A 12223-nucleotide genomic window follows, 5' to 3' on the forward strand; every position below is an offset into this window, starting at 1 on the left:
TCGGAGACGTGCCGGTCCGCTGGTCGCGTTCGCTGCCCTCCGATCCATCATCGGTGACGGTGATCAAGGATTCGGCAGGCCGGTATTTCACGTCGTTCGTGGTCGAGACGTCGGACGAACCGCTGCCCGAGCCCCTGCCCGAGACGGACTGCGAGATCGGCATCGACCTGGGTCTGACGCACTTCGCGGTGATGTCGGACGGCCAGAAGGTGGTCAACCCGCGTATCCTGCGCCGGGCAGCCAAGAAGCTCCGCAAGGCGCAGAAGGCGCTGAGCTGTAAGGAGAAGGGCTCGGCGAACCGCATCAAGGCCAAGGTGAAGGCCGCCAAGGCGTACGCCAAAGTAGCCAACACGCGCCGAGACTGGGCACACAAGCTCTCCACTAGGATCATCCGCGACAACCAAGCGGTGTACGTGGAGAATCTTGCGGTGTCCGGCCTGGCGCGCACACGCTTGGCGAAGTCGGTGCACGAGGCGGGCTGGTCGCAGTTCGTCGCCATGCTGGAGTACAAGGCCGTCAAGTACGGCCGCCACTTCGGCAAGATCGACCGCTGGTTCCCGTCGTCGAAGCTGTGCTCGGCGTGCGGGACCATCGCCGAGTCGATGCCGCTGAACATCCGGGCGTGGACCTGCCCGTGCGGGGCGGCCCACGATCGGGACGTCAACGCAGCGATCAACATCCTCGCCGCCGGACAGGCGGAGAGACTAAACGACTGTGGAGCGCAGGTAAGACCGGGACTTGTTCCGGCACCGCGCGAAGAAGCAGTAACCCACCCGGAGCCATACGCGCGGCGGACGGGAGTCTCCGTCCTTTAGGGCGGAGTGGATGTCAAGAGTCCCACCTCCTCGACCGGGCGGACGTCGGCGGGCAGGTGGCCGGGGTGCGGCCGGGTCCGCAGGGCGGGCTCGCGATCCACAACCCGGGTGAGGGCTGGGTCTCCCTGCCGCACCTGATCCAGGAGCTCGCGGACGAGCTGGTCCGGCGCGGGGGACGGCTCGTCACCGGCGCGGGCCGCTGCTCGGTGATCGTGGAGGACGGCCGGGCACGCGGCGTACGCACCGCCGACGGCACGTCCTGGAGCGGAGACGCCGTCGTCGTCGCCTGCGGCGCGCAGACCTCTTCCGTGCTCGCGGAGCTCGGCGTGAACCTCCCGGACGCGTCCCCGCTGTCCATGCTCGTCGTCACGGAGCCGGTCGAGACCGAGGCCGTGACGGTGCTGAACACCCCACGTGCCGCGATGCGCCCCCATCCCGGCGCGACGTTCGCCATCGACCACTCCTGGTACGAGGAGCACATCGTCGAGCACGAGGACGGCTCCTGCTCGATCGACGAGGCGTACGTCAAGGAACTTCTCGCCGAGGCGTCCGCCCTGCTCCAGGGGGAGGTCTCCCTCCAGGCGGCGTCGTGGCGGCTCGGCCGCAAACCCATCCCGGGGGACGGCGAGCCGGTGTTCGGCGAGCTGGAGGCGGTGCCGGGGTGCCATGTGGCGTTCACCCACTCGGGGGCGACGCTGGGACTCATCGCCGGCGAGCTCACCGCGTACGAGGTGCTCACCGGCGCCAGGCATCCGCTCCTGAAGGACTTCCGCCCCGAGCGCTTCGCCACCGGATGACCAGAACCGAACGGCCGGACCGCCCCCGGGAAGGGGGTGGTCCGGCCGGGTGTCAGATCAGCAACGGCGGCCCCGGTTGATGCAGTCGACGACGACGCGCATCAGGTTGTCGGGCATGACGTTGGCGAAGTCGGCGTGGTCGGTGATCGGGTTGTGCTTCTGCTCAGGGAAGGCGTCCACGGCGAACGACTGACCCTGCGGCACCGAGTAGGCGAGGGTCATGCGCAGCTGGGGAACCGCCTGGGTGCCCTGGGGGCAGGCGCCGTTCTGGCCGGGGAAGACCACGTGCGTGCGGTGGTTGGCGCTGTCGATGTTCTGCCCGTCCCAGCAGCTCGGGAAGTCCAGGATCCGGACGACCTGGCTGCCGCGCGGGCACAGCGGGTACTTGTCGGTGATCCGGTTCTGGAATCCCGTGCAGGTCCACGCGGCGCGGGCGTTGCCCCCGCCGTTCGTCGCGGCCTTGGCGTCGCCGGTGATCAGCCTGAGGAACCTCGGCATGGCCGTGACCTGGGAGCTCGCGTTGCCGCGGAACTGGAGCTGAACGGAGCGGGCCGTCAGCACCCGGCCGATGTTGCCGTGCTCGTCGTCGGCGTTCTCGTTCGACGTACGGTCCCTGAGCACGGGCCAGAAGTACGCGGACTTGTCGCCGCGCTGGCAGGTCGTCCCCCCTGCGGCCAGGCTCTCGTCGGTGGAGAATCCGTCCGTCGTCAGGTTGCCCACGTAGTCGTGAAGGTGGTGCGCCCCGTCGCTCACGCCGGGGGTGACGATGAAGTTGTCCGAGTTGTTGTGGCGGTTCTCGTTCCTTCCGCACTGGGCGACGAAGGTGCCGCGGGAGCCGTTCCTGCCGGCTCCGAATTCGGCGAGGTTGGACTGGCCCGGCTGAACCTGCCGGATGTCGACGAAGTCCTGGGCGAACGGCCCGACGCCGTTGGCGGGGTCCTCACCGTTGCCGTTGCCCTGGCCACCGGTCGGGCTGGGGCTGGGCGAGCCGTTGCCGCCGTTCCCCCCATTCCCGCCGTTGCCCCCGTTGCCGCCATTTCCGCCGTTGCCGTTGTTACCGCCGTTGCCGAGTGTGCAGTTGGCCAGGTTGCCGAGGCCGGTGGGGCGTTGGCCGGTGCGGCCGATGGCGATGGCGATGCGGTCGAGGGTGGCGGCGCGTTTGCCGGCCAGCGGGCCGAGGATGGCGTTCTGGACGAAGTTGGGGCCTCCTTCTCCGGCTGAGCGGGCGAGTCGGTTGTTGGCCTCCTGGATCTGGGTTTCCAGGAGGGCCAGGTTTCTGTCGACTTCGGCCCTGGCGGCGGCGGGAACTTCGGGGAGCTTGTCCGCGACGCTGGGGCAGACGATGGTCTGCCCGGATCCCGATCCTGTTCCCTGGGTCGGCCTCACCGTGTTCCCGGGGTTCGGCGCCTGGGTCGAGCCGTTGCCGCCGTTCCCCTCGTTACCGCCGTTGCCGCCATTACCCCCGTTCCCGCCGTTACCCCCGTTGCCGTTATTGCCGTTGTTGCCGCCATCGGCAGTGCCGGTGAGTCTGCAGGTGGCCAGGTTGTTGAGGCCGGTGGGGCGTTGGCCGGTACGGCCGATGGAGATGGCGATGCGGTCGAGGGTGGCGGCGCGCTTGTCGGCCAGCGGGCCGAGGATGGCGTTCTGGACGAAGTTGGGGCCTCCTTCTCCGGCTGAGCGGGCGAGTCGGTTGTTGGCCTCCTGGATCTGGGTTTCCAGGAGGGCCAGGTTTCTGTCGACTTCGGCCCTGGCGGCCGCCGGTATTTCAGGGAGCTTGTCCGCCACGCTGGGGCAGACGATGGTCTGCGCCGCCGCCATCGTGCCCGCCTGCGCGGACAGTGAGGAGCCGGTCAGGACAAGTGCGATGCTTCCCCCTAAGGAAGCGACTGCTCGCCATGACCTGAGTCGGCTCCCCCCGAGCGGATTCCGCATGTGTTGCTCCTTCAAGTCTCATGACCCGGGTGGAAGTCCGGTCTCCGGGAGATACGCGAGGCCATACGGGAGCAGTTCGACTATTTACCGAGAATCGTGGTTGACAAATCCGTGACCCGGGACAGTCAGGAGCGGCGCTCGGACGTCAGCGGAAGTCGGAGATGCGGAACACGGCCATCATGTCCTTGGACCTGGACCCGTTGTAGAACGAGGCCTCGGCGCCGACCCAGCCGCGGAAGGCTCCGCTGTCGTCGATGATCTGCAGCAGCGGTTTGATGTGCGAGTTGCCCGAATAGCAGAACGTCTTGCTCTCCATGGCCAGGCAGGTGCACCAGTGCCACAGGGTGTCACGGCGATCGTTGTTGGAGATCTTGGTGAGGTAGTACTGGATGGAGCTGACGTTCGCCTTGGTGCCGCCGCCGAAGTTGGGGCAGCCGCCGGCCTTCTGGCAGGCGCCGGGGGAGGAGGGCTGCAGGTAGGTCAGGCACCAGGTCGTGGTGGCGCAGCTGCGGAAGGAGGACTGCTTGAAGACCTGGCCGTCGGACTTCACGATGGTGTTGCGCGACCAGGAGACCAGGTCCTGCTTGAGGGCTCCGGCGAAGGCCCGCACGGAGCTCATCGCCCGGCGGGTGGTGAGCGAGGCGTTGCTGCCGTAGCCGTACCCGTTGGTGGCCAGGCTGCTGTCGGCGAGCTGCAGCTGCGCGAGCTTGCGGTCAGGCGACAGCTGCACCCGCCACTTCTCGGTCCAGGTCTGGGCGATCTTCCACCTGATGCTCACCACGTTGCCGGCCACGGTGTACGTCCCCGTGCGGGCCTCGTCCGGGGAGCCGGGGAAGCCGGGAGCGGTCAGCACGTCGCAGGCGCGTACCCGGGTGCTGGAGCCGCCCGCCTTGGTCGAGCAGCTGGAGTCGGGGACGACACCGGTGGCCTGCCTGCCCTCGGGGTTGCGCTGCCACCAGAGGTAGGTGTTCGCGCTGACGGTGCCGTTGGCCTTGAACTGGTACGTCCCCAGACGCACCCAGTTCTGAGTGGATGAGGCACGCAGGAAGCCCTGCGTGACCACGAAGTTGGCCTTTCCGCCGGGCAAGGACGATCGGGATGAAGCGGCTCCGGCCGAACCGGCCCCGGTGGCCAACAGGATGAGCGTCGCGAGCACGGCGGTGAGAACGGCGCGCACAGGGAAAACCTCCTCGATTACGGTCTTCACCGATTCTGGCCTAAGGGCTCCTTCGCTGACAGCCCGTTCGGAAATGTTCACCGTCGGTTGTTCTCGCCGAGCGGCCGCCCGGACGGGCGAGACAGAGCCTGCCGAGTATGTTGTTCCGGAGTCGATCCGGCACGAGATCGCTCCGGCTCCCGAGGAGGTCCGGTTTCATGACCACGACGTTCGGCGCGATCGGCAGCGGGCGGCGGACCCGGTTCTTCCTGCGGCTGGCGGCGGCGATGCCGGACCGGCTGCGGGTCGGCGGCGTCGTGACCCGCAGCGCGGAGCGGGGCGACGAGGTCACCGCCGAATGGGGCGTACCGGCCTTCCGCTCGATCGACGAGCTGCTGCGGCACGAGCGGCCCGACTACCTCGCCGCGGCGGTGCCGTGGGCCGCGATGCCGGACGCGATCCGCGAGGTGGCCGGGCACGGGATTCCGGTCCTCGCCGAGACGCCGCCCGCGCCGGACCTGGCCGGGCTGCGCTCGTTGTGGCGGGACGTGGGCGCCACCGGCCTGGTCCAGGTGGCCGAGCAGTACCTGCTGATGCCCGGGCACGCGGCGCGGCTGGCGCTCGTCCGGGAGGGCGTGATCGGCGAGCCGACCTCGGTCCAGATTTCCTCGACCCACCTCTACCACGCGGTGTCGCTGATCCGCGGCCTGCTGGGCGTCGGGTTCGACGCCGCCGAGGTGCGCGCCGGCGCGTTCGAGGCGCCGCTCGCCAACCCGCTGGGGTTCGGCGGGTGGACCGGCGACGACACGCCGCAGCGGCTGACCACGACCATCGCCACCCTCGACTTCGGCGGCAGGATGGGCCTGTACGACTTCACCGACAACCAGTGGTGGAACCCCCTGCGGATGCGGCGCATCGTGGTGCGCGGCTCGATCGGCGAGCTGGTCGACGACCGGGTGATCCGGCTGGTCGACCCCACGACGCCGGTGGAGTCCGCGCTGATCCGGCGGGACACCGGCGTCGACCTCAGCCTGGAGTTGCGCGACCTCAAGCACATCAGCTTCGACGGGCGGGTGGTCTACCGCAACCCGTTCGAGGGCGCGTCCCGGTCGGACGACGACATCGCGGTCGCGGACCTCCTCGAACGCACGGGTGCCTGGGCGCGCCAGGAGGGCCCGCCGCCGTACCCGCTGGCCGAGGCCTGTCAGGACCACCTGATCAGCCTCGCCGTCCAGGAGTCGGCGAAGACCGGCGGCCCGGTCACCACCGGCAAGGAGGCATGGGCGGGCTGACGGATGCCTTCTCAGCGACGGCGGCGCGGCGCGGCGCCCTCGCCTTTCGCTATGTTTCGAAAGGCGAGGCTGGAGGCTTCCTACCTTCCCGCCATGCCGGTGAGCATGATGCCCCTGATGAAGTACTTCTGTGCCGCCAGGAACACCACGATGACCGGGACCAGGGCCAGGATGGACACCGCCATCATGAGGTTGTAGTCATCGGCGTACTGGCCGCGGAACAGCGAGATGCCGAGCGGGATCGTGTAGTTCTCCGTCGAGCGCAGGTAGATGAGCGGATCGATGTACTCCCCCCAGGCCCCGACGAACGACAGCAGCGTCACGGTCGCGATCGCCGGCTTGGACAGCGGGATCATGATCCGCCAGAGGATCCGCAGTTCCCCCGCGCCGTCGATGCGCGCCGCCTCCACCAGCTCCTGCGGGATCGTGGTGAAGAACTGCCTGAGCAGGAAGATGTACAGCGCGGTGCCGAAGAAGTTGGGCAGGAACAGCGGCCAGAAGGTGTCCACCAGGTCCAGATGGGAGAACAGCAGGAACCTCGGCACGATGACCACCTGCGCGGGGATCATCATCGTGCCCAGCATCAGCGCGAAGGCCATGCCGCGCACCCGCGAGCGCAGCCGCGCGAAGGCGTAGGCCGGCAGGATGCAGGAGATGAGATTGCCCACGATCGACAGCGTGGTCACCACCACGCTGTTGACCAGGAAGGTGTTGAAGGGCAGGCTCGTCCACGCGTCGGGGAAGTTGGACCAGGTGAAGACGTCGGGGAGGAACCTCGGCGGAAACTCCAGCACGGCTCCGGACGGCTTGAGCGCGGTGGTCAGCATCCACAGCAGCGGGAGCAGGCTGGCCGCCGAGGCCAGGACGAGGAGCGCGTAGGCCGTCAGACGCTGGACCCGGCGGATCCGCTCGGCCTGGGCGGGGGCCACGGGCCGCTTCTCCACCGGGCGGGCCTGTGCGGGCAGGACCTTGATTGCCATCTGGTGACCTACTTGACCTCGTAGTGGACCCAGCGGCGCGCGAGCGCGAACTGGATCACGGTGAACACGATGACGAGGAAGAACAGCGCCCAGGCGATCGTCGAGGCGTAGCCCATCTCGAAGTACTTGAAGGCGTAGCGGTAGACGTACAGGCCCAGGACCAGGGTGGAGTTGGCCGGCCCTCCGTCGGTCATGAACAGGATGAGCTGGTAGGCCTGCAGGCTGCCGATGAAGCCCACGACCAGGTTGAAGAAGATGACCGGCGACATCATCGGGACCGTCACGTGCCTGAACCTGCTCCACCAGCCGGCGCCGTCGATGTGCGCGGCCTCGTACAGCGAGACGGGCACGCCCTGCAGCCCGGCCAGGAAGATGATCATCGCGTTCCCGGTGGTCCAGGTGGTCATGATGACCAGGCCGGGGATCGCCCAGCTCGCGTCGGTCAGCCACCCGGGCCCCTGGATGCCCACCAGGCCGATCAGGTAATTGACCAGGCCGTAGTCGGGATGGAGCACGTGGATCCAGAGGAGGGCGGTGGCGATGCCGGAGATCACCGACGGCATGTAGATGATCGTCCGGAAGATCGCCTGCCCGCGCACCTTGATGTTGAGCAGCAGCGCCGCGGCGAGGCTGTAGACGACACCGGCCGCGGCGGAGGCGGCGCCGAAGTACACGGTGTTCTTCGTCGCCATCCAGAAGTCGGGGTCGCGCAGGAGCTGGGCGTAGTTGTCCAGGCCCACCCATTGCGGCGACGACAGCAGCTCGTAGCGGGTGAAGCTGAGCACCAGCGACACGACGATGGGCCCGCCGGTGAAGAAGACGAAGCCGATGCTCCACGGCAGGGCGAACAGGTGGAACCGGCGGGCCTCGCGCCGGACCAGCGGGGAGGCGGCCATGGTCAGACGTTCTCCGCGAGCATCGGCGTGACCCGCTCGGTGACCTGCTTGAGCCCCTCGTCCACCGACAGCGACCCCGACATGACCCGTTCCCAGATCGGCTTGGTGAGGTCCTCGAGCTTGGGCGTCGCGGGCAGCCTCAGCACGCCGTCGCTGGTGCCGTACTTGTGCAGCGAGTCCTTGGTGGTGTCGATCACCTCCTTGTCGAGCTTGAGGTCCTGGAGGTTCTCCTCGAACGCCGACAGCCGCGACGGCGGGGTGTCGAGGAAGAAGCGGTGGCCGGCGTAGGAGCGCAGGGAGTTGAGCACGATCCACGCCGCCTCGGGGTTGCGCGTCTTGCTGGTGATGCCGAAGGCGCTGCCCAGGACCGGGGTGAAGCGGCCCTCGGGGCCGCTGGGCACGTGCGTCAGGCTCCACTCGAACTGCTGCTCGGCGGGCAGGGTGAGCAGGGTGACGATGTTCCACGCGCCGCCGACGTACAGGGCGCCCCGGCCCAGCGTGAACGGCTCCACCTTCGCCGTCGCCTGCGTCTCGGCCAGGTCGGGCATCGCCTTGTCCTTGATCAGCAGGTCGATCCAGCGCTTGAGCACGTCGCGGCTGGCCGGCTCCTGGATCACGCACTTGGTCTCGTCGGCCGTCAGGTAACGGCCGCCGTGAGCGAGCAGGAACGTCGCGGTGAGGTCGCTGGTGGGTTTGGGCACCGGCGTGAACCCGAAGATCTTCTGCGCGCCCGTGCCCGAGACCAGCCCGCGGGCCGCCTCCATGAGCTTGTCCCAGGTCCAGGAGGCGTCAGGCGCCTTGGCGCCCGCCTTGTCGAGGATCTCCTTGTTGTAGAAGAGCAGCTTGGGCGCCGAGTCGGTGCCCAGCGCGTAGAGCTTGCCGTCACGCTCCCAGTAGCTGAGCGCCGCCTTGGAGAAGTCCGCGCGGTTGAATTCGGGCGTGGCCGCGATGTAGTCGTCCAGCGACAGGTACAGGTTGTTCTTGATGAAGCTCTGCCCCCACTGGAACTGCGAGTACATGATGTCGGGCAGCACGCCGCTGGCGGCGCCCGTCAGGTACTTGGTGCGGAAGTCGTCGAACGGCGTGACCTCCACCTTGATCTCGATGTTCGGATGCCGCTTCTTGATGAACTTGGCGAACTGCGCGTGCCGCACCTCGTGCCGCTGACCCGGGATGATCGCGACGGTGACGGTGACCTTGGACGTGGGCTCCGGCACGTTGGTCTTGGGCCAGGGCAGCGAGTCGAAGAGCTTCTCCGCCTCGGCGTAGGGGAACAGCGCGCTCTCCGGCCGGTCCGGGTTGATCACCGCGGAGTTGCCGGACGCGGAGGCGGTCGAGGAGGCCGGGCCGGCCTGGCGGGTGCGCTCGCCGCTCCCGCAGGCGGTGAGGGGTACGGCCGCCGCGGCCATGGCGGCGAGGCTGAGAACCTGGCGCCGGTTCAGGCCGGTGGTGTTCAGACCGCGCAGGGGGTTGTCCATGGGGGGTATCGCCTTTCAGCCTGTTCAGAGGAAGAGCTCGATCACCGGGACGGCCACGTCCGGCGGCTCCACGGGAAGCTCGAGGGTGAGGGTGCCCTCGGGGATCGTGAAGAAGTTGACGTTCCCGTTGTCGACCTTGGGGTCGGGCGCCCACATGCGGATCTCCGACCTGTCGTTGAGCAGCTGCGCGTAGCGGACCTTGCCCGCCAGCCCCGGCAGGTGCAGGTGCCGGTACGGCCAGGAGAAGACGTGCACGTAGAGCCGGTCGCCGCGCTGGGTGTAGCGGCAGTGCTCGGGAGCCTGGAACTCGCTCGTCCCCGCGCCGTGGATCGACTGGCTGTGCAGCCGCATCCAGTCGCCGATCTCCCGCAGCGTGTCGAGTGCCCGGGGCTCGAACTCGCCGCGGCCGTTGGGCCCCACGTTGAGCAGCAGGTTGCCGTCCTTGGAGACCGAGTCGATCAGCATGCGGATCAGCAGGCCGGGGGACTTCCACGCGTTGTTGTCCCGGTCGTAGCCCCAGCTTCCGTTCAGCGTCTGGCAGGCCTCCCAGACCGTCGACAGCGGGCCAGGGGGCTGGAACTGCTCCGGCGTGGTGAAGTCGCCCGGCAGCTCCAGACGGTTGTTGATCAGGATGTCCGGCTGGATGCGGCGGATCTTGTCGACCAGCTCCTCCGAGCGCCACTCGGCCTTGCCCTTGCCGCCGTAGACCGGCTTGCCCTGCTTGACCCGGCCGGCGTAGGAGAAGTCGAACCACAGCGTGTCGATGGGGCCGTAGCGGGTGAGCAGCTCCTCGACCTGCCCATGCAGGTAATCCGCATATTTGGTTACATCGCGGTCGGGGAACGTGCCGCCCTCGACGTACGACGAGTGCAGCCCGTCGATCGGGAAGTCCGGGTGATGCCAGTCCAGCAGCGAGTAGTAGAACCCGACCCCCAGACCCCTGCCTCTGAACGCCTCGACGAACGGGCCGATCAGGTCCTTGCCGTACGGCGTGCCGCTCACGCAGTAGTCGGTCAGGGCCGAATCCCACAGGCAGAAGCCGTCGTGGTGCTTGGAGGTCAGCACGGTGTAGCGCATCCCCGCGCGCTGCGCGGCCTCCGCCCACGCGTCGGGGTCGTACAGATCGGGGTCGAAGCGCTCGAAGTACCGCTGGTACTGCTCGTCGGACATGTGCTCGCGCTGCTTGACCCACTCGTGGCGCGCCGCCAGCGCGTAGAGCCCCCAATGGATGAACAGGCCGAACCTGCGCTGCCGGAATTCGTCGATACGGGAATCGGACATCCGTGACACCCTCTGTCGTGTTGGCGCTGTGCGAAAAATTTCGCAACTCTCGACTTGCGGGTAACGTAGGCGAAACATCGGATGTGGTCAAGGGTTTCCTGAGTTGCGAATCAGTCGCGCACCCTGGCCTGCATCTGCTGTCCCAGCCCAGGCCTTGGCCACTGAGACGGTATTGGCGGGAGTGTTGGGCGGGGACTCCAGGGGATCTGCTGCCGCGCTGATGAGTGCTACTACATCCGATGTTTCCTCCACGCCCGTTCTACTGACAACGGTTTCAGTAGGTCCAGAGGAAGGGCGGCCGGACGGGGCCCTGAGTTGGGCAAATGTCCATGGAAGTAACGACTTGGAAACATGCCATTGACACTCCGTGGCCGGATCCTGCCATCATCACTGACATCGATTTCAGTTTGGAGCTCACTTGGTCACCATCCATGACGTAGCAGCTCGCGCGGGGGTCTCTCCCGCCACGGTCTCGCGCTTCCTGCGGGGCCAGCGGGTGCGCTCGTACGAGGCGATCCAGGCCGCCATCGACGAGCTGGGCTACTGGCCGAGTGCGGCGGCGCAGTCGCTGAAGTCCGGGCGCACCAACACGATCGGCGTCGTCGTCCCGGACATCACGAACCCGTACTTCGCCGCGGTGGTCAAGGGCATGGAGTCTGTCACGCGTACGGAGCCGTACCGCATCCTGCTCGCCAACAGCGACGAGAGCGGGGAGCAGGAGGACGACGTGCTGGCGGACCTGGTGCGCAGGGTCGACGGCATCATCCTCGCCCCCGCCACCGAGCAGGACCAGACGCCGCTGCACGTGCGCGACGCCGACGTGCCCCTGGTGTTCGTGGACCGCGACCTGGCGGGCGGCGAACGGTTCGACGCCGTGCTGGTCGACAACGACGGCGGCGGCAAGCAGGCGGCCGAGCACCTGCTGGCCCTCGGGCACACCAAGGTGGCCGCGATCAGCGGCACCCTGGACACCACCCCCGGGCGGCTGCGGCGCGAGGGGTTCGTCGGGACGCTCGCCAAGGCGGGCATCGAGGTGCCGCCCGAGTACGACCTGGTCGGCGACTTCAAGGAGCACAGCGGCTACCAGCTCACGCTGTCCCTGCTGTCGCTGCCCGAGCCGCCCACCGCCATCTTCGCCGCCAACAACCTCATGACGCTGGGCGTGCTCAAGGCGCTGCACGACATGCGGATCGACATCCCCGGCCAGATCAGCCTGATCGGCTTCGACGACCTGGACACCGGCCCGCTGCTCAGGCCGCCCCTGACCGTCATCGACCGGCCGATGGTCGAGCAGGGCGTGCTCGCCATGCGCCTGCTGCTGCGCCGGCTCGACCCCGACGAGGCCGGGGGCAGCGCCAGCCGCATCGTCCTGGACACCAAGCTGATCGAACGCGCCTCCACCGCCCCGCCGGGCGGCTGGCCGGCCCCCTCACGCACGAGAAAGACCCGATCGCGATGAGCGTAGCGACCACCTCGCTCGCGGACGTGGCCTCTTCGGAGGCGGCGTTGCGAGCTTTCCTGCACGGCCTGCCCGGGGTTGACCGGGTCGGCGCGGACCAGCGGGCGGCGATGCTCGGCACCCGTTCGATCAAGACC

General features: G+C 68.2%; 10 protein-coding genes and 1 pseudogene. 5 read left to right on the plus strand and 6 right to left on the minus strand.

Going from position 1 to position 12223, the window contains the following annotated elements; genetic code table 11:
• Both ACIHFD_RS67170 and ACIHFD_RS67175 read left to right on the plus strand, forming a co-directional pair.
• Window positions 1-815, plus strand: an 815-nt coding sequence (locus ACIHFD_RS67170; protein ID WP_397375853.1) for an RNA-guided endonuclease InsQ/TnpB family protein, incomplete at its 5' end; no start/stop codon positions are given.
• The gene (locus ACIHFD_RS67175; protein WP_397375860.1) at window positions 782-1612 is read left to right on the plus strand and encodes an NAD(P)/FAD-dependent oxidoreductase; all 831 of its coding nucleotides are present in this window, start codon (window positions 782-784) and stop codon (window positions 1610-1612) included. The genes ACIHFD_RS67170 and ACIHFD_RS67175, both read left to right, overlap by 34 nt.
• Window positions 1613-1669: 57 nt before the next feature.
• On the opposite strand, the gene ACIHFD_RS67180 is transcribed toward ACIHFD_RS67175, so the two are convergent.
• Together ACIHFD_RS67180 and ACIHFD_RS67185 are read right to left on the minus strand one after the other, a co-directional pair.
• Window positions 1670-3430, minus strand: a complete 1761-nt coding sequence (locus ACIHFD_RS67180; protein ID WP_397375854.1) for a DUF1996 domain-containing protein — start codon at window positions 3428-3430, stop codon at window positions 1670-1672.
• A 259-nt stretch (window positions 3431-3689) separates the two neighbouring features.
• The gene (locus tag ACIHFD_RS67185) at window positions 3690-4721 is read right to left on the minus strand and encodes a hypothetical protein (protein ID WP_350727601.1); all 1032 of its coding nucleotides are present in this window, start codon (window positions 4719-4721) and stop codon (window positions 3690-3692) included.
• A 197-nt stretch (window positions 4722-4918) separates the two neighbouring features.
• Between ACIHFD_RS67185 and ACIHFD_RS67190 the strand changes: the two genes are divergently transcribed.
• Window positions 4919-5992 carry a Gfo/Idh/MocA family protein gene (locus ACIHFD_RS67190; protein WP_397375855.1) on the plus strand — a complete coding sequence of 358 codons (1074 nt, stop codon included), beginning with the start codon at window positions 4919-4921 and terminating at the stop codon, window positions 5990-5992.
• Window positions 5993-6072: 80 nt separating this feature from the next.
• On the opposite strand, the gene ACIHFD_RS67195 is transcribed toward ACIHFD_RS67190, so the two are convergent.
• Genes ACIHFD_RS67195 through ACIHFD_RS67210 form a run of 4 tightly spaced genes read right to left on the minus strand, consistent with a single transcriptional unit; the run spans window position 6073 to window position 10627 of the window.
• A complete protein-coding gene (locus ACIHFD_RS67195; RefSeq protein WP_397375856.1) occupies window positions 6073-6972 on the minus strand; it encodes a carbohydrate ABC transporter permease in 900 nt (299 codons plus the stop codon).
• Window positions 6973-6980: 8 nt separating this feature from the next.
• Window positions 6981-7868 (minus strand): carbohydrate ABC transporter permease, encoded by an 888-nt coding sequence (locus ACIHFD_RS67200; protein ID WP_397375857.1) that lies wholly within the window; start codon window positions 7866-7868, stop codon window positions 6981-6983.
• A gap of 2 nt (window positions 7869-7870) precedes the next feature.
• On the minus strand, window positions 7871-9346 hold the full coding sequence (locus ACIHFD_RS67205; RefSeq protein WP_397375858.1) for an ABC transporter substrate-binding protein: 1476 nt from the start codon (window positions 9344-9346) through the stop codon (window positions 7871-7873).
• A 24-nt stretch (window positions 9347-9370) separates the two neighbouring features.
• Window positions 9371-10627 carry an alpha-L-fucosidase gene (locus tag ACIHFD_RS67210; protein WP_397375859.1) on the minus strand — a complete coding sequence of 419 codons (1257 nt, stop codon included), beginning with the start codon at window positions 10625-10627 and terminating at the stop codon, window positions 9371-9373.
• Between the two features lie 418 nt (window positions 10628-11045).
• Here ACIHFD_RS67210 and ACIHFD_RS67215 point away from each other — a divergent pair, with 418 nt between their 5' ends.
• Window positions 11046-12086 (plus strand): LacI family DNA-binding transcriptional regulator, encoded by a 1041-nt coding sequence (locus ACIHFD_RS67215; RefSeq protein ID WP_350727607.1) that lies wholly within the window; start codon window positions 11046-11048, stop codon window positions 12084-12086.
• Window positions 12083-12223 (plus strand): annotated as a pseudogene (locus ACIHFD_RS67220) (deoxyribose-phosphate aldolase); the annotation flags it as partial. The gene ACIHFD_RS67215 and the pseudogene ACIHFD_RS67220, both read left to right, overlap by 4 nt.

The sequence above is a fragment of the Nonomuraea sp. NPDC051941 genome (genome assembly GCF_044593615.1).